Below are 22,982 nucleotides of genomic sequence, written 5' to 3'. Positions count from 1 at the left end.
TCCTTTATAATAAAGTGAAACTTTAATCAGTGGGAGGTTTATCCCCACTGATTATTAGTTGAACCAATCGGGCATTTACGGGCAGTTAATCTCCTATCTAACTTCTTTGCTCCAGTTGAATTTTCAGGGGGATTCTTACTGCCCGTTACTGCCGGGTAAATTTATTCGGTAAAATAAATTTGACCGTTGGTGTAAAAAAAATCGTATTACGATTTTTCTTCTTTTTTCACAAAGCGCTGCATCGCCCGTTCGTCGATTTGTAGTGCAGTGGTAGAAATGTAATAAGATTTACTATTTGGATCTTTATCCGCGTCTTTTGCGATTTCATTTAATTCAGCCATCAATTCATGAAATTTTTTCACCCACACTTGAAATTGTTCTTGCGTAGCATCAAATTCCCAGCAAGATGAAACGTAATTCCAATCAGCAGGGTCTTCGCTTACTTTTCGTAATGTAAAAGCTTCTTCTGGTGCAGCGAGAATGTGGCCTTTCGTTCTTTCAGTCATTTGTAAAAAGATTTGGCGACCTGATTCGCTTAACATTTCTAAATGAGGTAATAGATCTGCGGCAGGGGTGAAGCCTTTCGCGACAGATTGATAAAACTTTTGAACGATGCCATTTTTCTCTTCTGTATAAACGATTTCTATAAAACCATTCTTTTCTAATTCTTTTAAATGATAATGAATTTTCGCCCTTGGAATGCCGAATTTCTCAGATAGTAATTGTCCTGTATAAGGACGTTCGCATAGACGCATCATCATTTCGACACGTAGTGGATCGCTTATTGCTTTTAGTTGGCTATAAGTAGTTAGTGTGAACATGGGCTTCAAAATGATCAACTCCTTAAATGAAATTACTCGGTCAAGATTATTTGACTGAATTGTATCAAGGATTTCAATTATTTTCAATGTTTTCTGAAAATTAAATCTTATCCTCTGTAATCTTCTGTTCATATTCCGTTCATAATTCCTTTTTATGATAAGTGCATAGAAAGAAAGAGGAAGGAGCGAGCGAAATGTTTTTAGCTCTGCGTGAATTAAAACAATCAAAATTAAGATACGGATTAATCGGATTGATTATGGTGTTATTATCATTTTTAGTCCTTGTTATTTCAGGATTAGCAAATGGACTATCTTATGATAATGCTTCATCGATTCAAAATATGGAGGCAAATAAGTTCGTTTTAGCAGATGATGCGGAAAATAAATTACTTCGTTCACAAATTAAGAAAGAAGATGTAGATAACGTAGTAAATCAAGTAGGTGAGAAAGAGGCTGTTCCGTTTCGTGTGAAAGTTTCAACGTATGAAAAGAAAGATAGTTCGAAAAAAGTGGATGTTGCTATTTTCTCAAGTGAACGTGATTCATTTTTAGAGCCGAACATTGTAAAAGGTGAGAAATTAGGTACAGCAAATAACGAAATGGTTGCTGATGAATCTATTAAAGAAAAAGGAATCGATATTGGAGATACAATTATTGATCCTGTTTCAAAGAAAGAATTTATAATCGTTGGATTTACGAAAGATCAAATGTTTAGCCATACACCAGTCGTTTATGTAAATGAAGGCGTATGGGGGTCTATCTCACAACCGAACCAAAAAGATTATAGTGCAATTGCACTGAATACAGATAAAGAAATTAAAAATGCACATGTTATCGACAAAAAAGAAGTACTGCAAAGTATTCCAGGATTTAAAGAAGAGCAAGGAACATTAACAATGATCATTGCATTCTTACTAGTTATCGCTGCGTTATTAATCGGTGTATTCTTCTACGTCATTACACTGCAAAAAACACAACAATTAGGCGTATTAAAAGCAATCGGTACAAAGAATTCTTATTTAGCAAATAGCTTAGTCGTACAGGCATTATTCTTATCAGTCGTTGCGATGGTAATCAGTATTGTTCTTGTACAAGGATTAGAACAAATTTTACCAGCGGGTATGCCGTTCTTATTAACAACACCGATGATTGCACAATATGCAGCAATCTTTATCGTCATTAGTATTTTAGGAACACTTATTTCGTTATACCAAGTATTAAAAGTTGATGCATTAGAAGCAATTGGAGGCGGGATGTAATGACTTCATTATTGAAATTAGACAAAGTAAGTAAAGTGTACGGAGAAGGGAATACGGAAGTAACAGCCCTTCATCCGATGTCGCTTGATGTGAAAGCTGGAGAATTTATCGGAATCGTCGGTCCTTCTGGATCAGGGAAAAGTACGTTATTATCAATAGCGGGTGCTTTATTATCACCGTCAAAAGGGGATATTTACATTCGTGAGCAAAATATTACGAAGTTATCGGAAAAGGAAATGACAGACATTCGTTTGAAAAAAATCGGCTTCATTTTCCAGTTCGCAAATCTTGTTCCATATTTAAATGTAAAAGAACAATTGCTTTACATTGCAAAGCTAAAAAAAGAAAGCAAGAAAGAATCTGAGAAGCGTGCAGATCATTTATTAGCGGCATTTGGATTAGGAGAAAGAAAAAATCATTATCCAAATCAACTATCTGGCGGGGAAAAACAAAGGGTAGCAATCGCTCGTGCGTTTATGAACAACCCGGATTTAATATTAGCGGATGAACCAACGGCAAGCTTAGACTCAAAACGCGCACGTGAAGTTGTGGAAATGATGAAACGTGAAGTGAAAGAAAGTCAAAAAGCAGCAATTATGATTACGCATGATGAAAGAATGCTTGATGTATGTGATCGTATATTGACGCTTCGAGATGGGAAGCTGGTATAAAAAAAAGAACTCTTACATCGTAAGAGTTCTTTTTCCTATTTGTTTTTTCACATATTAACAAGAGGAAGAGGGTGGTATACTTTGTGGGAAACGGAAAAGATTTTCTGGGTCATATTTTGCTTTTACTTTCCGAAGCTTAGCGAAATTTGCTCCGTAATATTCTTGTCCAAAATTTTCGATGTTTTGATCTGGAACATTAACATAGGAGCCAGTTACGTAAGGTTTTATTAATTGGCGTACTCTTTCAACTGATGCTAGGTTAGCAGCTTCTTCGGATTTGTCTTTCCAGCTAGCAGTCCATTCCGTATAAAATAATGGGCTACGCCAAAAGAAAGCAGTTTTACTGCTAGGTACTTTACTTATAGCACCGCCCCAATTAATAAAGAAGAAATTAGCTTCTGTTCCAGTAGCTTCTTCTAAAAATTGTTTCATAATTGAAATAGGCTCTTCCGGCCAAAGGTTAAGTGCCCAAGCAGAAGAGAACTTAACGCTTTGATCAGACCGACCGGGGATTGGCTCGTCTGGATCTAAGAAATCAATAGCGGCTGGGTAAGGTAATTCCTCTATAACAATTTGTGTTGGAGTTCCAGCATTTGTTAAAGGTTCTAGTAATGTTACAAGCTCGTTTTTTGACCCTAAAAATATACCTTCTGCATGGCAAAGTCCGTTTATTTTGCTGTAAATCTCAAGAAGGCATCCCAGTCGTGAGTCTACAAAAGGTGCCCATTCTTGCCAAACTTTAAAAACAGTTTCTAATTGATCCCATGGCCAAATAATATTAAAAACTGTGGCAGTATTAGGGGCACGATGAAGTTTCAATGTGTATTCTGTATTGTATCCGAAGTTTCCGCCACCACCTCCTCTAGAGGCCCAGAATAAATCTTTATTGCAATATTGATCTGCTTGAATGATTCGGCCTGTCGCATCTACTGTTTCCAAAGCAATAAGGTTATCGCTTATTAGACCGATTGTTCGTGAAACTACTCCAAATCCACCGCCCATTGTAATGCCACCAATTCCAACAGTGGGACTATCTCCAAACGGTGACATAAACCCTTCTCTAGCTAGTCCTTTTACAAGTGGCCCGACGTGAATTCCAGTTTGAACGGTTGCTATACCATTCTTTTTATCTAAACAAACTTTGTTCATATCACTTACATCGATAACAATGCCGCCATTTACTACAGAAAGATTTTTATCTAACGCATGCCGACCGCTTCTAACACGTAAGGGAACATGATTTTCTCGAGCCCATTTTATGGCGTTGCTGACATCATATGAATTTTGTGCAAAAACAAAGACGAGGGGGAAGACATCAACGTAAGGATTCCAATTCTTAATAGCTTCTAGATAACCAGGATCTCCTTTGTAAATGACTCGTCCTGTGAGCTTTGTTGAATCCATGTATTTCACTCCTTATATATATTTATAGATGTCGTTCTAATGTAGCAATGGATCATGGTCATGTAATAATTAGAAGAATAAGAACTTTATGGGAGGGGGGATGAAAGTATCATGTAGAAACTAGTAGAGGATTATATGTGGTCTAGATGATTTGGGAAATTATATAGCTACACAAGTACTATTAGTAGTGTATGAGTTGAGAGTTAACAATGTTAAAGAATTGTACACTTTCCTATCATCATGATTTAGGTGAGTACAGTATGAGCGAAAGTTTTTCAGTTTTGTTAATTTATAAGGAACGAATCTAAGTTTGAAATGTAATAAATTTATTTATTTTGGGTGATTATCATAATGGAAAAGTGAAAGGTTTGCCTTTACAACAAATGATATGTGGATAGAAATAGAATCTAATTTTAGAGGGAAAACCAGTATATTTGGTCCCTTCCTTAAGAAGCCTATGCATAGGCTTCTTAGAGAAGGGACAGTAGATTATATAATATAAATTATAAATGCCTTATAAAAAACTTTTAATTTTATTACGTGCAAGTAATAAAACCCCGCCTAATACAGATAACATACCTAAAGCCATATTGTTTGATTGCTCACTACCAGCGTTAGGAAGTTCTCTAGCATTATTGTCTACATTTGTAGTAACAGTCTTTGTTTCAGTTTGTTTCGATTGAGATACTTCATTAATTTTGTTATCTACATTTTGCTTCGTTGTATGTACCTCAGCTAATTTGTCATCAATTTTTTTCTCAGTATGTTTAAAGTCATTGATTTTAATATCTAAGTCTTGTTTTTTCTTTGTTAAATCGTCTGAAACAGTTTGTTTCGCTTGTTTCATTTCGTTAATTTTATTTAGTAAATCTTCTCTAGCTTTTTGTAATTCAGCAAGTTTGTTTTTTACATCTTGTTTCGCTAGTTCTAAGTTAGCGGAAAGACTATCTAAATTGCCTTTAATTTTCTTAAGTTCCTCTAACGTGTTCCCGGTATTCGGCTTATTTTCTTTTAGCTCAGCAAGTTTGTCCTCAGCAGTTTGTTTCGCTTTCTTTAACTCAGCTAATTTTTCATCTACCTGTTTTTTAACTTCCTTAAGTTCATTAACCTTTTGATCGATGTTCTCTTTATGTTGCTTAATTTCATTCACTTTTTCATCGACAGTTTGTTTATGTTCTTTAATCTCATTCACTTTGTTATCGATATTTTGCTTATGTTCTTTTACTTCAGCAACTTTGTCTTCTACTTGTTTTTTATGCTCTTTCATTTCAGCGATTTTATCTTCGGCGATTTGTTTGTCTTGCTGCAGTTTTGCATCTAACTCTTCTTTACGTTGTTTCATTTCGTTTATTTTTTCATCAGCAACTTGTTTACGCTCATGTAGTTCATTAACCTTCGTATCAACATTTTCCTTAACTTGGTTAAGTTCATTCAACTTTTGATCCACGTTTTCTTTGTGCTGCTGTAATTTCGCATCTAACTCTTGTCTATGTTGCTTAATTTCAGCTAATCGATCTCCCGTACTTTGCTGAGGAGTAGCGTCAGTTACTTCTGCATGGGCAGAGTTTGCGCCAGCAATCATTGCTAAAGCTAGTGTAGACGCAGCAATTGTTTGTTTTGTTTTCATATTTTTGTACCTCTTTCCTATGAATGCACTCTATTGTGTAAAATTGAGCATATAAAAATAGATTATTACATCATTATATACCATGTACGATGTCTAGAGGAAGTATTTGCATAATAATCTATCATTATGTAATTATGAAATTCTCTTATTTTGGAGTAGGGGACAGATCTTTAGCAAGATGAACAATTTCTTCTATAGTAGAGTTTACATCCTTACTATTACGAATAACAAACAAATAATCAGCTTCGTTTTCTATAGGATCTACCACATCTTCTTGAAGTGATTCAGACTGTTGTCGATCAAGTACTTCTTTGAAACTAGAATAACCACCTCTAAAAATATTGGTACTTCGAGCTACTCTTTCGTAAAGTACATCATCTGGAATATCAAAATGAACGAGTATGCGTACATATTCATTTTGTGGAAATAATTCGTTTAGTAAATATAACCTTCCGTTTTTACTGCGATTGGAGTTACTAATAATAAGGTGTAAACTCGTATGTTCTTTTGCATAATCAACAATGAATTTCGAAAGACCGTGCTTAAATGTATTAGCGCCTTCATCCGGCTGTAATTTTTCGTAATGTGTGTTGATAAATTCAGCTTGGTTATCTTGATCCATAACGAAAGAATGGGGTAACTCTTTTTCTAGTTCTTTAGCAAATGTAGTTTTTCCGCTGTGTGTTTTTCCTACTGTAATAATGACGAATCGTTTCATATTGGCCTCTATATGTATTGTTATAATTTGGTACATTCTGTGTGAATCGACAATTTCCCTGCCGAAGAATATACAAATTGGCTGAGTAGTAATGGGGTGGAGATTTCACAAAAAATATTCTGTTTAGAAAGGGGGCGGAAATGCTACCGTTATTGAAATATATTATGAAAATGTTCCTGGTGAAAAGGAAATTTAATAATAAAAAGGTAGGAAATAAATACCCTTTATTATTAAATACAGCCTTTCATAAAATCTATGTTGAAGTGATTGGAAAATTAATGGAAAAGTGGTATGGTTTATTTGGAAGCTGCGCATGATTTATGTTCAGTAAAAAAGGGGGATTAAAGTGGGGGCTAAAATTTTTAACGGCAGGCATATAGCCAATAGCAAGGATCAAGCATTTGTTGTTTTTATTATTGGTATGCGTATTAATAACCTAGTGAACTACTCACCACTTAGCAAAGCTTGAAGTGGGAGCTTCTCAGTTCCACGACGAAAGCAACCTTTCGTCTCCCTGAGCGTTACTTCGGGGCGTTCCATCCCTAGATGACCAACGCTTGGATGTTCTCTTTATACGGTTGATATTTTACGCAGGAACCGAATGGCTTGGTTTTCGCACTCTATTTTCTTCCTGCAACCTTCTATATCAAGTTATCAAAGAGCCTCATATAGCTAGTTTATCAAAATTTTTTGACTACTGTCAAACCGAAATTCATCTCCCACCTATCGTTGGGCTACGCCCTTCACACGCTTGAGGAAGGAGAATTCTTTCGGGAAATTCGTTAAAATTTTGGAAGTGGATACCAGTTTTTAATGCTATGGGACCTATGATTAAAGAATTGTATCAAAACCCACAATGGGGTTTCTTACATACAGAATTCTTCTTTAGTTGGAGAAAGGTGGTCTTAATTCAATACTGGAAGGGATTCGATGAATTAGTAAACTATGCCCACGGAAAAAATCATTCAAATGCTTGGAAATCATACAATAATAAGATTAAAGATAATGGGAGTGTCGGTGTTTTTCACGAAACGTATCAAATAGAAAAAGGCGCTTCTGAAGCCATCTATGTTAATATGCCAAAAACAGGTTTATCTAGAGCTACCGAACATATACCAGTATCTCAAAATACTAATACTGCTCAAAAAAGAATGGACAAATAATTCGAAAACTTGTGTATATAATTACGGTTTTCCTGCCAGAGAATATACAAAGTGTCGGAGTGGTAGCAGGCTAGAAACTTGACAAAAAAACTTATTTATGCTATAATTTACCAATATAAAAATAAAGTGTATAATAGGGTTCTCCTGGCCAGGGGAACCCTATTTTTGTTGTGAAAATGAAGGAGTGTATGTGCGTGAAAAAAGGTGAAGCAAGTGTAACGTCGCTAGTATCAGCTTTCGGAAGGGCGTATCATAGTGAATTTGATAGCCCTAAAATTTTTGATGATTATGTAGCTAAAGATTTCATTCCGCAAAAAGAACGTAATGAAATTGAAATGAACATGGTTCAAGGGATCCATTTTTTCAATACAGACATTGCACAGCAGTTTCAAGATAATCCACAAGAAATATTAAAATGGATTACACAAGTTCAATTATCACCAACACCTTTGGCACGCGCAGCATATTGTGAAAGAGTATTACTACATGAAATTGCATTAGGGGCAAAACAGTATGTCATACTCGGTGCGGGCTTAGACACATTTAGTTTTAGACATCGAGAGTTAGAAAATAAAATAGAAATATTTGAAGTGGATCATCCTTCCACGCAAGCGTTTAAAATACAAAGATTGAAAGAAGCAGAGTATGAAATTCCAAGCAATCTTCATTTTGTTTCGATGGATTTTACTAAAGATTTCTCGAAGCAAACATTAGTAAATGAAGGATTTGAAAATAAAAAGACTTTCTTTAGCCTATTAGGTGTTACGTACTATTTAACGAAAGAGGAGCTTTCTAGTTTAATAGAATACTTATTCGAGATAGTTCCAGAAGGGAGCTCAATCGTTTTTGATTATCCAGATGAAAACTTATTTACGGAAAAAGGACTGTCCAATCGAGTTGAAAATATGGTGAAAATGGCTGCAGTAGGCGGAGAACCGATGAAATCGTGTTTTTCTTATACCGAAATGGAAGCACTGTTAGAGAAGGCGGGCTTACTCATTTATGAGCACTTATCGCCAGGGGATATTCATACATTATATTTTGAAGGACAAAATGATTATTTAGAAGCTTTTGAGACGGTGCATTATGTGCATGCGGTGAAGAAGTAGAGGATTAGTAGTGTGAATTTTAAATAAAGTCATGATGTTTCGAATGGAATTTCGATGTTGCTGAAAAATATGAACCAAGATATCTTAATAATGAAGAGGTCTTGTTTTTTTATACACACGGATCAGATTACTTTAATAGTTAGATGAAAACAAACTGTGATATGATTAATATTGGATTTATTAATAAGGGGGTTTTCAAATGACGCCAGAACAAATTGTTAGAAAATTTTTTGAAGAAGTACGTTCAGGGAAGAATCCTGACTATTCAAATCAGTTGATGGCAGAAAAAGTATTGGCACATCAAATTGTATCTGAAGAAGAACAAACAGTTTGCAGAACACCTGAAGATTATGCTGAACATGTAAGAGAGATGATTGAAGTATATGGTGATTTTTCTTTAGAAATACAAGAGTTTTTAGTACAAGGAAGTAAGGTATATGTACGCTGGAAACAAGTAGGTATACACTTAGGAGAAATCGATGGATATCAACCTACAGGACTTCCAATAATTCAAATGGCAAGTGCTGTATATAGAATAGAAGATGGAAAAATAGCAGAGTATTGGATTCAAATTGATAGGTCAGGAATTCAAAATCAATTTGAGTGCAATAAAATTATTCAGTAGTTAATTTTTAAGAGTAGTAGAAAAATAAAAGAAAGAAACAACATCTTGTTAAGTGAAATACTTCTGTTGTATAAGGTGTACAAAACGATTAAAATTTTTTCGGGATAATTATTTGAATTATCACAAAAAATGTATTTTGATTGACCTTTTTTAAAATAGGATCTTTTCTTTTGTTTATTAAAGTTAATGGTATTATTTCAATTAAACTTTATTTTAAAGCTACAATTAGGCATGGGGAGAAATCTCTGTGTCTCTTTTTTTATGAAAAAAGGAGATGCGGGTAGTGGTGGAAAGTATTAAGTACATAGCTATTGTTTGGACGGAGAGGAGAAATGCTTAAAGAAAGTGGTTCTCAGTGTTACACAGAAATAGATCCTGCAGTCGTTCGTGAAATTATTAAATCAGTGGAAAAGGCAGGTGGATATGCGCATGTATCAATGCGCGATGTTTCTGTTACAAGGCAATTAATTTTATCTGGATCTGAAGAACAATTTAAGTTATTAGCAGATTGGGAGTGTTATCGATTAAGTAAAATGCAAGTGTATATTAATCTCCGTAGCCCTAGAAATGCATATGAATTAGCAGATGTACCAGCAGAAAAAATGAAGTTATATCAAAAGGTATTTGGAAAATCTCATAGTGAAGCTGTATATAAAACGAGATGGGTGACAACTCGCATTCCGAATGAGGCTTCTGCGCAAGAAGCAAATATGAGCACGGAGGCTTATGAAAAATTCTACTATGATGTATGTACGCTAGATTATAACAACATGTCAAAAGCGATGGAGCCATTAAAAGAATTAATGGAAAAGACAAACCGAGTGAGGATTATTGGAGAAGGAACGGATTTGGAGTTTTCCATTGAAGGAATAGGCGTTTTAAAGGGTGATGGTACGGATAATATCCCGGATGGCGAAATATATACAGCACCTGTCAAAGATTCAGTGAATGGAATAATAACATGTAACACAGTCTCCGTTCAACAAGGTTATGCGTTTCAAAATATAAAGTTACATATGAAGCATGGAAAAATAATAGAGGCATATGCAAATGATACAGAGCGAATAAATCGAATTCTGGATACGGATGAGGGAGCAAGATATATGGGAGAATTCGCACTGGCGTTTAACCCCTACATATTACACCCGATGAATAATACGTTATTTGATGAAAAAATTAATGGTAGTTACCATATAGCAATTGGAGATTCGCTACAAGGTGCAGACAACGGGAATACATCAGCGATACATTGGGATTTAGTAAACATTCAAAGGCCAGAGTATGGTGGTGGTGAAATTTGGTTTGATGATGTATTGATAAGAAAAGATGGACGGTTTATTTTACAAAAGTTGTTCGGATTAAATGAAGAAAATTTGAAAAGGTAAAGGATTTTATTGAATTTATGTAAAGTAGATTAAAATACAACGTATCCAACTAAGTAATTTATCGTATAACTTTACATTAGGTTAACATTAATAGATTAGTATAACAAATAGTACTAATTGTTATACTAGACGTGTAAAAAAGACAAAATCTCTTAAAAAACACTTAATTTTTTATCCAATCTACCTTTACAATCCCTCCCTATAATATGAATTGGACAAGCACCTAAGAGAAAGCAGAACATGTCAGTTTGTACATTCTATTATTAGGGGGGAGAATTTGTATGAAAAAGACAGTTGCTTCGTTAGCAGTTATGATGGCATTATTACCGACGTTTTCAGTGCACGCAGAAGGGAAAGAGCAAGTCCGAAAATCAGCTACAACTTTTAATGTTATTAGTGATATTCAAGGGGATTTAGGGGATTTTGATCACGTCTTAAAAGATATGAACAAAGTGACACCGCTATCTAGAGCACTTATTATGAATGGGGATATAACGTCAACTGGACAACAGTCACAATATGATGATGTGAAGCGTGTGTTAAACAAAAATAAGCATCCAGAGAATGTATGGTCAACTGTTGGCAATCATGAGTTTTATGCTGGTAAATGGACAGTTGATGGGAAACTCTCTCAAAGTACATGGCCAAATGGTGTAACGGAAGAAACGCTATTCAACCGTTACTTACAATTTAGCGGGCAAGAAAAGGTGTATCATAAAAAAGAATTAGACGGTTATCCGCTTTTATTTTTAGGAACTGAAAAATATATGAAATACCACGATTCAAAAATGTGGGATGAAGTATTTATGAGTGATGAGCAATTAGGTTGGTTAAAACAAAATTTAGAAGAATATAGTCAAAAAGATAAAAATAAGCCAATTTTCATTTTCTCTCATCACGTTTTACCTGATACAGTATCTGGATCAAGACAATCACCGTACTTACAAGATTATTTGAACGTCGATAAGTTGTACGATATATTAAAAGATTATCCGCAAGTTGTTTTCTTCACGAGTCATACGCATTGGGATTTAAACTTGTCAGACTGGGCTGGTAAAAAGAAAATTGCAGGCGGAGATAAAAAAGGATTTACTGTTGTAAATACCGGCGGAATTGAAACAGGATGGATGTCAGCTGGACCAAATGGCGGAGAGAAGACTGCTCCTGATGGTTATTCATTTAAACAAGGGCTACAAGTGAAAGCATATGGTAACGATGTAATTGTAACAGCTTATGACTATAAACGTGATAAGGATATAAAGAAGCTATTAATTAGTGATGCGAAGGTCGCACAAATGGCACCAAATGTAACCGCTGATGATAGTAAAAATGTAATTGTCGGTGCAACGGAGTATATGGAGTACTCTGTAGAAGGAACGAACGAGTGGCTGACGTATAATCCAGGAAATCCTCCCAAATTTGATGGGAACAAGATTGTATACGTACGACATAAAGGCGAAATGAATTTAGAACCAGGATTAACGCAGCTTCTTCGATTTTCGGCAAATAAGTGATTGGTAAGGGCCTACTTTTGAATGAGTGGGCTCTTTTTAGGTTGTCGGTTTTTGTCGGTAAGTCGATATATTGAAAAAATCGTTGAAATAAATTTCATGTACCGCATTGAAATCCGAAGTGTTAGTACAATTTCGCTAACCGAAACCGAATTCCAATACATTTTTCCTCCAGAAAGGTGACTTCATCATTTTTACATGTAATAATAGTATCGTTACATACATTGTGAAAGAAGTACAAAGGAGCGTTATTAATGAATTTAGCTAAATTCCCGAGAAAAAAATATACAGAATCATATACACCAATTGAAAAATTAAACAATTTTTCTGAGGCACTTGGTGGGCCGACTATTTATTTTAAACGAGATGATTTACTTGGTTTAACAGCTGGTGGTAATAAAACGAGAAAGTTAGAGTTTCTAGTTGCGGATGCACAGGCAAAAGGTGCAGATACGTTAATTACAGCTGGTGGTATTCAGTCCAATCATTGCCGCCTAACACTTGCAGCTGCTGTAAAAGAAAAAATGAAATGTATTCTTGTATTAGAAGAAGGGCTTGAGCCAGAAGAGAAGCCAGACTTTAACGGAAACTATTTCTTATATCATTTACTAGGTGCTGAAAATGTGATTGTTGTACCAAACGGAGCAGATCTTATGGAAGAGATGCATAAAGTAGCGAAAGAAGTAAGTGAGAAAGGTAGTACACCATATGTAATACCAGTTGGAGGGTCAAATCCTACTGGCGCAATGGGATACGTTGCTTGTGCGCAAGAAATTATGGCGCAATCATTTGATCAAGGAATTGATTTCAGTTCAGTCGTTTGCGTAAGTGGTAGCGCTGGTATGCACGCTGGTTTAATTACTGGTTTTGCTGGAACGCAAAGTAACATCCCTGTAATCGGAATCAACGTAAGTAGAGGAAAAGCAGAACAAGAAGAGAAAGTAGCAAAACTTGTAGAGGAAACGGCAGCTCACGTTGGTATTCCAAACTTTATCCCGCGCGAAGCTGTTACATGTTTTGATGAATATGTAGGACCAGGTTACGCTTTACCAACACCAGAGATGGTGGAAGCAGTTCAATTACTTGCGAAAACTGAAGGTATTTTACTTGATCCAGTGTATACAGGTAAAGCAGTAGCGGGACTAATCGACTTAATTAAAAAAGGCACATTTAATAAAGAAGACAACATTTTATTCGTACATTCAGGTGGTTCACCAGCTTTATATGCGAATACATCTTTATTTGCGTAAGTGTGAAAAAGCATTGGGTATCCAATGCTTTTTTGTTATATAATGGGATTATTAAAAGGCGAAAAGGGGGAGTAGATGAGTTCAAACTTACAATGGATTATATACACGGTACTCGGCATTTCTATTTTACTAATTTTATTTGTGGCTTATGGAGTTTATTTATATTTCACTTAAGTGAAATGGTAACCAAACCAAAGGAAAAATAAAATGATCGCTGTGTTAAATAGAGTAAAACATAAACCGATAATGGCTAACATTTTCTTCTCAGCTCGGCTACAAAAAGAGATGACTGCTAATATGATCGCTATAACAGCGGAAGTTAATATGAAGTAGGCGAAAAGCACAACATATTCTACTCCAGCTCTGTCTAAAATAGGTGAGAAGAGAAAGAGATTAATAGTAACGAATATACTTACAATGAGAAACGTATAACTTTTCCAAGTGTATGTTTGTAACTGCATGGAACGACACTCCTTTCTCTTTATTATTTATATTTTTAAGTTTAAATTAATTACCTTTATTTTACAAATTAAAATATTTTGTATTGAAAAGAGGGTATTAATATGAAATTTAGAAATTTGTCTCTAGTTTTTATTGGCATCTGTATACTCATAATAACCGGCTGTTCAAATGTAGTAGGAAATGAAGGACAAAGAATCGAAGTGCAAAAAAATATTGGTGATAATGAATATAAAGATTTTAAGGTAGTGACAGATAATAATGAAGTGATGCAAGTAAAGAAAATATTAAATGATACTACTTTTGAGAATAAAAAAGTGGAAATGTCTCGTCCACCGGATTATCACTTTATTTTTCAATTTAAAAATCCGAAAATAGAGGCGAAAGCAGTGTTGTATCAAATTTGGGTAAGCCCTAATAAGGATAAAGTGGAAATCATCTCGGGAGATAATCGGTACGCTCAATTAGAAGAAAAAAATGCGGCCACTTTGTTTCAGATTGTTACAGGGGAGAAGTTAGCTGAATAAATATATATAAGGTTATAAGAATTCAACTCGTATTTTTCATTTTGAGAGATAATTAGTTTTCTACAAAAATAGCTATCTTTTTATATTGGAATAAACATTGAAAATCGGATAAAATGGAAATTGGACATTGACTCGATGAGCATGAGGTTCTACACGTATAAGCGGATTAATGCACCTTAAGGTATTCAGTAATCTACCAATGGATAATAAAACTAGGAAATATATTGTTTTTATAAAGATTCGATGTTATGTTTAGTTTTCTTAATATAATATTTCCCTTATATAGGAGTGGCTATTTGAAGAAATTAATAGTATTAGTTTTATTGGCTACATGCTGTCTCACTATTGCAGGATGTTCTAATAATAGGATTACAACAAAGGATGAGTCTAAAAATTCAACACCTGTAAAGATTAAACGTATCAATAAAGCGTGGTACAAACATATATAATAGTTTAAAGAATCTTGAAATTGTTGATGATAAAACTTATAAGGTGAAATTAGTTAGGCCGATAGTAAATGTTGTGAAACCTGGCGAAAAGCAGGAGCATGGTTTGCATTTAATCTTATAAAATATGCGGCATTAAAATATTCACAAAAAAGAGTCTACATGTAGGCCATTTTTTGTGGATATTTTTCATAAATAATAGACATCCTATGGTGCCTTCCTCTAATTTGAACCATTCGAAAATTATTTTATCAAGTTAAGTAGTATCGTTCTTCAAAACTCGGCGAATGCGAGGGGCACTTAATAGCTCGATTGTTATGGTTCTTTTTCGCTTTATTTACCATCTTTATATATCTTTCTATTAAAAAATCTACTTTAAACAATTAAATGAGTTAAAATCTGGTTAAAAACAATGAAATTTTAGGAAAAATAAGGTACACTATTCAATGGTTTTGGTTTAAAATCAATTGACGTTTATGTATACGGGGGAAAGATTGATGAACAATAATACAGTAAATGAATCTGTTGAAGAAGTTGAGAAAAAACGGGTAAGATCAAAAAAACGTTTTACAAATTGGAAACTTATCGCAGCGGGTGGCGGTGTAATTGCACTTCTCGTTGGGGGAATGAGTTATTATCAAGCAACTCACTTCAATTCAAATGTTACGATTAATGATACAAAAGTCGGTGGTTTGAGCGCTGATCAGGCAATACAGGAATTAAAAACATCTGGACTTGCAAATAAAGTCTATATTGATCAACAACAAATTTTAGATGAACAAGATACAAAAACGGAACTGACGGAAAAAGATTTGCCACAAGTTAAGAAATTATTAAAAAGCCAGTGGACATTTTTCCCTTCCTCAAAGGAAAAAGATTATTCATTGTTACCGAAAGAAGCGGATCAGTATCGTAGTGAAACGATGAAAAAACTTGTAGAAGAAAAGCTTGTTTCTATGAATGAAAATTTAAAAGCGCCTCAAGATGCTATGGCGAAGCTTGAACAAGGAAAAGTTGTAATTTCGAAGAGCGTTGATGGAAAACAGTATGACGTTACGAATCTACTAAAAAATTACGACAAGCAGAAGCATAAAAGCGAAATTCATTTAAAGTCTGCATACATACAACCTATTAAAGAAGACGATCCAATCATCAAAAAAGAAGAGAAAGCATTACAGAATCTTCTTCAGCAGTCTGTTGATTATAAAGTGCAGGATGAAGTGTACTCATTAAAAGCGAAAGATTTCATTCAAAATGCGTCTATGTCAAAGGATATGAAAGTGACAATCGATGCGAGCGACATTAAGAATAAGATTACTGAAATTAATAAGGTTAAATCTACATTACATAAAGACTTCGCTTTTAAAACACATTCTGGCTCGGTTATTTCAGTAAAGGGACAAGGATATGGCTGGGCACTAGATGTGGAAAAAGAAACAAAACAAGTTCAACAAGCCTTTGAGAAAGGCGAGAAATCGCTTTCTGCTTCTAATATTCACGGGAATGGTTGGGAGAAGGAAGGGATCGGCTATAAAACAACATCGAATAATGGCATCGGAGACACATATGCAGAAGTTTCCATTGCAGATCAACAAATTTGGATTTATAAAGATGGGAAATTAGTAGTCACAACCAATGTAGTAACGGGTAAACATAGCACGGGTGAAGATACATCACCAGGTGTGTGGTATGTTTTATATAAACGAACACCATACACGCTGAGAGGAAGCGCAGTAGGGAAAGCTGATTATGCAGTGAAAGTAGATTACTGGGTTCCATTCACAAATAGCGGTCAAGGATTCCATGATGCAGGCTGGCGAAAAGACTGGGGAAATAATGCTTATGTAACAGGGGGATCAGGTGGGTGTGTAAACCTTCTGCCTAACGTTGCAAAAACTGTGTATGATAGTTTGAACACATATGATCCAGTTATTGTGTACTAGAAAATAGCTACGTATTAAGAAATAAATAAAGCGGGAAATCTTACCTGATGGTATATGAAAAAACACCTCTTGAATTTGCATACGAAGTATGTACATTCAATGGAGGTGTTTTTTGTTTGAAGACAAGAGTTTATTACTTATAAGAAACAAAGTAGAAAGAGATTGAGATGAAGAAACAGGTATTCAAATAGTCAATAAAATTGACACTGAATATCATTTTCATTTATGATGGAATCGTCGCATGTAATTGTATATGATTTTTATGAAAAAGTTTACTAATATAATAGATTTTAATTAAGGTGTCCCATTTAAGAATTAAAAAGTAGGAAAGGGTAATATAAAAAATGAACTGGAAAAAAGGCGGATTATGGATTATTATTTTTTTCATTGTAAAAGGTACGATTTCTACACTTTTAATCGTTACAGGTGCTAAATATTTTGATTTATCATTTATGCAAATTTTCGTACTAATACTGATCTTATTACTGATTTCTCTCATAAGCCGAAAATTGCTGCATAGACATAAACAAAACAAAAAGCAAAAAGAGCTAAATATATAATGAAGCCCCAGAGACCTTTGGATTTCTGGGGTTTTATTTCGATAGTTTTTTCCATATGCATATCAACTTAACAGAGCAGGTTGCTCAACATGATAAAATCGATGCTGTTTAAAATGCGTCGATTACTTTTATCATTTCTCGACAGAAAACTTCCACCTCAAGGAATGGATAGGACATGGTCCAATGAGTAAGTGGGAGCTGAATGACGGTTAGGAAAAAGCCTAAAGGTTCTTTTTGGTGAAGAATCAGTATGAGGTACCGGTATTCTAATCAGTTCGTTCCTATAGAAAGAAAATGTTATAGCTCCGAGGCATTTTTACATCGACGAAATGGTTTCATTGTAAAAGTTCTTTCATTTGTATATTTTTTTTGAAAGGGACAGAGGACTTTCGACAAAAGAGAAGAAATGATACGTGATTAGTATTTTTTGCTATATCATGGTATCGTTCTCATACGTATCGTGAAAAAGATTGTAAACAAATAAAAAAAGGAAGTGAGGTGAAAAGCGGTGCTTATCCATAAAGCGTATCAGTTTCGGATCTATCCTAGTTTAGAACAAAAAATAGCTATTACGAAAACAATAGGTTGTTCACGATTTGTATTTAACTACTTTTTGGAAAAGTGGAATGATAGATATAAAGAAACAGGAAAAGGGTTATCCTATGGTACTTGTTCTTCGCAATTACCTACTCTCAAAAAAGAATTTGTATGGCTAAAAGAAGTGGACAGTATCGCTCTTCAATCTTCTCTTCACAAACTCGCTGACTCGTATGCAAGATTCTTCAAAAAACAAAACAAAGCACCTCGGTTTAAATCGAAGAACAATAAAGTCCAATCCTATACAACGAAACATACAAATGGAAACATTGCGATTATAGATAATAAATTGAAGTTACCGAAACTTGGTCTTGTTAAATTTGTCAAAAGTTGTGAGGTAGAAGGACGAATTTTGAGTGCTACTGTCAGAAGGAATCCAAGTGGAAAATATTTTGTCTCGATTCTTGCTGAAGCGAAAGTACAAGAATTGCCGAAGACCGATTCCGCTGTTGGTATAGATATTGGTGTGAAAAACTTTGCTATTCTTTCAACAGGTGAGGTATTCGGTAATCCAAAATGGTCTCGGGTATTAGAAAAGAAACTCGCTCATGCCCAGCGTATTCTATCTAGACGTACAAAAGGCGGAGCGAATTGGCATAAACAGCGAATTAAAGTCGCTCGTATTCATGAACGAATCAAAAATGCAAGAACGGATTACTTGCAAAAACTCTCTACAAGGATCATCAAAAACCACGATGTGATTGGGATAGAAGATTTGCAAGTATCGAATATGTTACAGAATCACAAACTAGCGAAAGCGATTCAAGAAGTATAATGGTCACAATTCAAAGCGATGTTGTTGTATAAGGCATGCTGGTATGGGAAACAAGTGATTGTGGTGTCGAAAACATTCGCTAGTTCCCAAACTTGTTCGCATTGCGACTACAAAAATAAAGATGTGAAAAGCCTGAACCTGCGTGAATGGAAGTGTCCTTCTTGTGGTATATATCATGATAGAGATGTGAATGCAGCCGAAAATCTGAGAAAAGAGGCCATAAGGCTCCTAACCGTAGGGATTACGGGGATTGCCTACTCATAAAACTGAGGGATACCTTGGTGTTCGTAGGAATCCCCCACTTCAAACAGCTCGTTAGAGTGTTAAGTGGGGGTAGTTCAAATAAGGATTGAAGAATCTTCATTCTGGAGCTACAAACATTCATACATTATGCTTGTTTTTCAATTGGTAGTTTAAAGGTAAAAGTACTACCTTCTCCTAATTCACTTTCAACCGTAATTTCTCCTCCGTGTAGTTCGACAATCCATTTTACCATCGACAATCCTAAACCTGTGTTTCCGATGTTTGAAGATGTTCGTGCTGCGTCAACTCGATAGAAGCGGTCCCATATTTTCGTAATATGTTGCTCGCTGATGCCTATGCCATTATCGGAGACTTTACCTATTATGTTGGTTTCATCACAGAACAGTTGTACATTCACAGTTCCGTTCGCTTTGCTATAAGCAATCGCATTCGTTAGTAAATTCATTAATAAACGCATCATCAATGTTTGATCTGCTTTCATAAACAAGTCTTCCTCTATATGAGTTGTGATATCAATCGAAGCTTCTTGAATCATTAATGAAAGCTCTTCTACAACGATTTCCGTTAACTCACTCATATTGATACATTCAAATTGGAAAGTATTATGGTTTCCTTGGTCAGCTCTTGCTAATAATAAGAGTTGGGATAGTAGCGCGGACATTTTACGTGATTGCTTTAAAATTACTTCTAACGATTCTTCCATTTCTTTCGGATTATTCCTCTGCGATAATGCGTATTCGCATTGCGAAATAATAACAGATGTTGGTGTTCTTAATTCATGAGATGCGTCAGATGTAAATTGTTTTTCACTTTCAAATGATGTCTCCAATCGCTCAAACATTTTGTCAAAGGTTTGTGCTAAATGATACATTTCGTCTTTCGGTGAACCTTGTAAATGAATTCTCTTCGAAAGGTCTTTACCATCACTAATTTTACTAGCTGAATCACTCATTTGTTGCACAGGCCGAAACGCTCTTTGCGTAATAAAATATCCTCCCACTGCCGCAATGAGAATAAGTAATGGAAACGAGATGAGTGTTACTACAATAAGCGTATTCATCGTTGATGATAATTGGTTCATAGTCATTATTCCACGAATCCAGACTTGCTCATCGCCGCCTGCATTATGGAGAAAATCATATACAATCCATTCTTTATTACCGTCTTTAATGGTTTGTATTTCATCGGATTTAAGCGATATTTTTTTATTAAAGTTTGTTGGACTATTTCCTGCCAGCAGCTCACCTTGTTTATTAAAAATGATGATATTTACTCCATCTTCAAAGGTTTCAAAATCATCGTCCATTTTTAATTGTCCATGCTTATATTCGATATCTTCCATGCTTTCTTTTACTGTGCTCTTCAATTGATCTTTCATATTAAAAAGCAAAACTTTATCTGAAGAGGTTAAAATAAAAGCTAACACGAGTGCCATAATAATTACAATTAGCCCCGTATACCACAGGGTTACTCTCATTTTTATTGATAGTCTTTTCATGATTCTACTCGCAATACGTAACCAGTTCCTCGTACTGTATGAATTAACTTCGTTTCAAACTGGCTATCAATTTTTTTGCGAAGATAGCGGACGTAAACATCAATAATATTCGAGCCGCCTTCATAGTCGTAATTCCACACATGTTGCTCTATTTTATCTCGTGTCAACACAACTTCTTTATTACGAATCATATATTCTAAAATAGCAAATTCTTTACTGGAAAGAGCGATAACCTGGTCTCCTCTTGTAACTTTATGCATATTGCAATCTACTACTAGGTCAGCGATTTCAAACACATTAGATGTGTTTCCTGTATTTCTTCGCATTAACACTCGAATTCTTGCTAACAGTTCGTCAAAAGCAAACGGCTTTACTAAATAATCGTCCGCACCTAAGTCGAGTCCTGTTACGCGATCATCAATTGTATCTTTAGCTGTAAGAAGCAAGACAGGAGTTATATTATTGTCTGCACGTAATCTTTGTAATACTTGCAAACCATTTATTCCGGGAATCATAATGTCAAGCACAATCAAATCGTAAGTAGCTATGTTTATATAATCCAAGGCATCTTCTCCATTCCCACATGCATCGACACTATAATGTTCTGCGTTTAAACGTTTTACTAATATATTTTGTAAGTCTTGTTCATCTTCGACAATAAGAACTCGCATTAACATTCTCCTTTTCTTCTTATTAATATGTATCAGTATAATTACAAAACATTAAAGAAAGATTAGAAACGATTTAATTATATCATTTTATCTCGCATTAACGGGCAGTAAGACTCCTCCCTCAAAATTCGGCGAATGCGAGAGAGTTAGGGGGAGTCGGGCTGCCTGTAAGAGCCCAATTGGTGAAGGCTAATAATCAGTGGGGGATGGATAAAACCCTCACTGATTAAAGTTTCACTTTATTTTTTGTACATTAATCTTCCTTTAATGTTTGTTCAGTAATATAAAGGCAAGGATAAGGTGCGCATGTAAAGGGAGGAAAACAGAATGAGACAGTGGATGTTGATTGGAGCAATGTCTTGTTTATTCTTAACAGCTTGTTCTACTCAAGCAGATAACAATACAGAAGTACAACAACTGAAAGTGGAAAATGATACATTGCAAAAAGAAAGTTCTCAACTACAACAAGAACCACACAAAACAGGGCCTGCTACGAATGATGCGAAGCAAATACAAGATTTCAAAAACGAAGTCACATCTATCGTTGGAAAGGCAAATAACACGAAACCAGTTGGAGCAAAAGAAGAAAACTTAAGTACGTACTTAGCAGCAAAAAAAGAAATTGATCAATTAGATGACAAAATAGATCTATCTGATAATCAGCTTGAAGCAGATTATCGAGCTGGAACGATAACTATTGAACAATATAAAGCGCAAGAAAGAGAACACGATATGCTGGAAGATCAATTAGAGCAAGCAGAAAATGCACTTGAAGCAAGATTTGGAATAGATGATTAATCATTAAGGAGTGGATGGAAATGTTAAAACATAAAAAGAAAATAATGATAAGTGTAATTGCTATTTTAGTAAGTGGTATTGCGATTGTTGGTGGATATTATGGTTTGGGTTACAATTATGCAAAAAAGAATGAAAACTACACAGAGAAACAAGTTCGTGAAATTTCTTTAACGCATACAAATGGAGAAATTATTAATGTGAAAAAAGAATTCGAATTAGAAGATGACAGCTTAGCACAATCTAAATTTGAATATGAAGTGGAAATTAAGACACCTGATAATCTGTTAAATATTTTAAAGGTTAGTGCTAGAACAGGTACAATAGAAATCGATAAAGAAGATTAAAAAATATCGACAAATAAAATATCACGTATTTGAAAAAATCCAATAAGCTGCCCATATGGGCAGCTTATTTACATAATTCTCATTATCAGCAGTCAATGTATCTCTAAACCTATAAAAAAAGTCCCTTCAGAAACAGCCTGAATGGACTTTTCGTTCACAAAATTAAGTCTTATGAGATTTTGAAAAAAGACAATCGAGCGGCTGGTTGATTACTACCTGTACTACCTCCTATCGTAATGGGCTGCCCACTAACATTAATAAGAGTAATTGTATCCCCAGCAACGACTTGAAGAAATCCAAAAGCAACAACTTCTTGGCCTGCTGCAGTTCCATAATTTGCTCCATCCAAGCCTGGAGCAAGATTATTAAGAGATATAGATACTCCAACAGGTCCTGCTTGACTTGCAGAAGTCATTAGTGCACCAATAAAATAATAAGTACCAGGCACTTGAATTGTAAATGTGGAAATTCCATCAAATAAAACATTGTTTAATAGAACAGCTCCAGTGCTAAAATTGACTAGAGCAAGATTAGCAAGAGTTTGAGGTGAAATTGTT

Annotated in this window: 21 protein-coding genes and 3 pseudogenes; 16 read left to right on the top strand and 8 right to left on the bottom strand. The window is 34.9% G+C overall.

All coding sequences use genetic code 11. The features are described 5' to 3' along the window. Positions 1 to 206: 206 nt before the first annotated feature. Complete coding sequence (locus F8162_RS04220; protein ID WP_151634703.1) at positions 207 to 830, bottom strand: ArsR/SmtB family transcription factor; 624 nt, start codon at positions 828 to 830, stop codon at positions 207 to 209. Between the two features lie 185 nt (positions 831 to 1,015). On the opposite strand from F8162_RS04220, the gene F8162_RS04215 reads away from it, so the two are divergent. After that, positions 1,016 to 2,080: an ABC transporter permease gene (locus F8162_RS04215; protein WP_151634705.1), complete on the top strand. Its 1,065-nt coding sequence runs from the start codon at positions 1,016 to 1,018 to the stop codon at positions 2,078 to 2,080. Beyond that, the gene (locus F8162_RS04210) at positions 2,080 to 2,751 is read left to right on the top strand and encodes an ABC transporter ATP-binding protein (RefSeq protein WP_151634707.1); all 672 of its coding nucleotides are present in this window, start codon (positions 2,080 to 2,082) and stop codon (positions 2,749 to 2,751) included. The genes F8162_RS04215 and F8162_RS04210 overlap by 1 nt, the downstream gene beginning before the upstream one ends. A 54-nt stretch (positions 2,752 to 2,805) precedes the next feature. On the opposite strand, the gene F8162_RS04205 is transcribed toward F8162_RS04210, so the two are convergent. From F8162_RS04205 to F8162_RS04195, 3 genes are all read right to left on the bottom strand, one after another. Further along, positions 2,806 to 4,155 (bottom strand): FAD-binding oxidoreductase, encoded by a 1,350-nt coding sequence (locus F8162_RS04205; protein WP_151634709.1) that lies wholly within the window; start codon positions 4,153 to 4,155, stop codon positions 2,806 to 2,808. 514 nt (positions 4,156 to 4,669) lie between these two features. Beyond that, the gene (locus F8162_RS04200) at positions 4,670 to 5,782 is read right to left on the bottom strand and encodes an LPXTG cell wall anchor domain-containing protein (protein WP_151634711.1); all 1,113 of its coding nucleotides are present in this window, start codon (positions 5,780 to 5,782) and stop codon (positions 4,670 to 4,672) included. A 145-nt stretch (positions 5,783 to 5,927) separates the two neighbouring features. Further along, positions 5,928 to 6,500, bottom strand: coding sequence for an ATP-binding protein (locus F8162_RS04195; RefSeq protein ID WP_151634713.1), 573 nt, complete (start codon positions 6,498 to 6,500; stop codon positions 5,928 to 5,930). Between the two features lie 140 nt (positions 6,501 to 6,640). Here F8162_RS04195 and F8162_RS28670 point away from each other — a divergent pair, with 140 nt between their 5' ends. The 8 genes and pseudogenes from F8162_RS28670 (at position 6,641) to F8162_RS04155 (ending at position 13,543) form a co-directional block, all read left to right on the top strand. Next, a complete protein-coding gene (locus F8162_RS28670) occupies positions 6,641 to 6,817 on the top strand; it encodes a hypothetical protein (protein ID WP_192797601.1) in 177 nt (58 codons plus the stop codon). Between the two features lie 29 nt (positions 6,818 to 6,846). Next, positions 6,847 to 6,969, top strand: coding sequence for a hypothetical protein (locus tag F8162_RS04190; RefSeq protein ID WP_413226541.1), 123 nt, complete (start codon positions 6,847 to 6,849; stop codon positions 6,967 to 6,969). 286 nt (positions 6,970 to 7,255) lie between these two features. Next, positions 7,256 to 7,663 (top strand): annotated as a pseudogene (locus F8162_RS04180) (DUF4188 domain-containing protein); the annotation flags it as partial. A 188-nt stretch (positions 7,664 to 7,851) separates the two neighbouring features. Further along, on the top strand, positions 7,852 to 8,772 hold the full coding sequence (locus F8162_RS04175; RefSeq protein ID WP_151634715.1) for a class I SAM-dependent methyltransferase: 921 nt from the start codon (positions 7,852 to 7,854) through the stop codon (positions 8,770 to 8,772). A 199-nt stretch (positions 8,773 to 8,971) separates the two neighbouring features. After that, entirely contained in the window at positions 8,972 to 9,397 is a 426-nt protein-coding gene (locus F8162_RS04170; protein ID WP_151634717.1) for an ester cyclase, read from the top strand. Between the two features lie 332 nt (positions 9,398 to 9,729). Then, positions 9,730 to 10,782 carry an aminopeptidase gene (locus tag F8162_RS04165; RefSeq protein ID WP_151634719.1) on the top strand — a complete coding sequence of 351 codons (1,053 nt, stop codon included), beginning with the start codon at positions 9,730 to 9,732 and terminating at the stop codon, positions 10,780 to 10,782. Between the two features lie 281 nt (positions 10,783 to 11,063). After that, entirely contained in the window at positions 11,064 to 12,296 is a 1,233-nt protein-coding gene (locus F8162_RS04160; protein WP_151634721.1) for a DUF4073 domain-containing protein, read from the top strand. Between the two features lie 251 nt (positions 12,297 to 12,547). Continuing rightward, on the top strand, positions 12,548 to 13,543 hold the full coding sequence (locus F8162_RS04155) for a D-cysteine desulfhydrase (RefSeq protein WP_151634723.1): 996 nt from the start codon (positions 12,548 to 12,550) through the stop codon (positions 13,541 to 13,543). Positions 13,544 to 13,713: 170 nt separating this feature from the next. Here the strand turns inward: F8162_RS04155 and F8162_RS04150 are convergent, their stop codons facing one another. Continuing rightward, positions 13,714 to 14,004, bottom strand: coding sequence for a hypothetical protein (locus tag F8162_RS04150; protein WP_151634725.1), 291 nt, complete (start codon positions 14,002 to 14,004; stop codon positions 13,714 to 13,716). Positions 14,005 to 14,106: 102 nt separating this feature from the next. Between F8162_RS04150 and F8162_RS04145 the strand changes: the two genes are divergently transcribed. The 4 genes and pseudogenes from F8162_RS04145 (at position 14,107) to tnpB (ending at position 19,114) form a co-directional block, all read left to right on the top strand. Then, entirely contained in the window at positions 14,107 to 14,529 is a 423-nt protein-coding gene (locus F8162_RS04145) for a hypothetical protein (RefSeq protein WP_151634727.1), read from the top strand. A gap of 943 nt (positions 14,530 to 15,472) precedes the next feature. Beyond that, complete coding sequence (locus tag F8162_RS04135; protein WP_151634731.1) at positions 15,473 to 16,918, top strand: L,D-transpeptidase family protein; 1,446 nt, start codon at positions 15,473 to 15,475, stop codon at positions 16,916 to 16,918. Positions 16,919 to 17,262: 344 nt separating this feature from the next. Further along, on the top strand, positions 17,263 to 17,478 hold the full coding sequence (locus tag F8162_RS04130; RefSeq protein WP_046954849.1) for a hypothetical protein: 216 nt from the start codon (positions 17,263 to 17,265) through the stop codon (positions 17,476 to 17,478). Positions 17,479 to 17,986: 508 nt separating this feature from the next. Continuing rightward, positions 17,987 to 19,114: pseudogene (gene tnpB, locus F8162_RS04125) on the top strand (IS200/IS605 family element RNA-guided endonuclease TnpB). A gap of 124 nt (positions 19,115 to 19,238) precedes the next feature. On the opposite strand, the gene F8162_RS04115 reads toward tnpB, so the two are convergent. Both F8162_RS04115 and F8162_RS04110 read right to left on the bottom strand, forming a co-directional pair. Then, positions 19,239 to 20,612 (bottom strand): sensor histidine kinase, encoded by a 1,374-nt coding sequence (locus F8162_RS04115; protein ID WP_151634733.1) that lies wholly within the window; start codon positions 20,610 to 20,612, stop codon positions 19,239 to 19,241. Further along, positions 20,609 to 21,283: a response regulator transcription factor gene (locus tag F8162_RS04110; protein WP_151634735.1), complete on the bottom strand. Its 675-nt coding sequence runs from the start codon at positions 21,281 to 21,283 to the stop codon at positions 20,609 to 20,611. The genes F8162_RS04115 and F8162_RS04110 overlap by 4 nt, the downstream gene beginning before the upstream one ends. Positions 21,284 to 21,610: 327 nt before the next feature. Here F8162_RS04110 and F8162_RS04100 point away from each other — a divergent pair, with 327 nt between their 5' ends. Further along, positions 21,611 to 22,081, top strand: a complete 471-nt coding sequence (locus tag F8162_RS04100) for a hypothetical protein (RefSeq protein ID WP_151634737.1) — start codon at positions 21,611 to 21,613, stop codon at positions 22,079 to 22,081. A 20-nt stretch (positions 22,082 to 22,101) separates the two neighbouring features. After that, positions 22,102 to 22,425: a PepSY domain-containing protein gene (locus F8162_RS04095; protein ID WP_151634739.1), complete on the top strand. Its 324-nt coding sequence runs from the start codon at positions 22,102 to 22,104 to the stop codon at positions 22,423 to 22,425. 169 nt (positions 22,426 to 22,594) lie between these two features. On the opposite strand, the pseudogene F8162_RS29025 reads toward F8162_RS04095, so the two are convergent. Further along, a pseudogene (locus F8162_RS29025) lies at positions 22,595 to 22,982 on the bottom strand (collagen-like protein); the annotation flags it as partial.

Source organism: Bacillus sp. CH140a_4T (assembly GCF_008923725.1).
GTDB lineage: Bacteria > Bacillota > Bacilli > Bacillales > Bacillaceae_G > Bacillus_A.
Note: the sequence above shows the minus strand (reverse complement) of the source record. Positions and strands in the feature narration are given on the sequence as shown.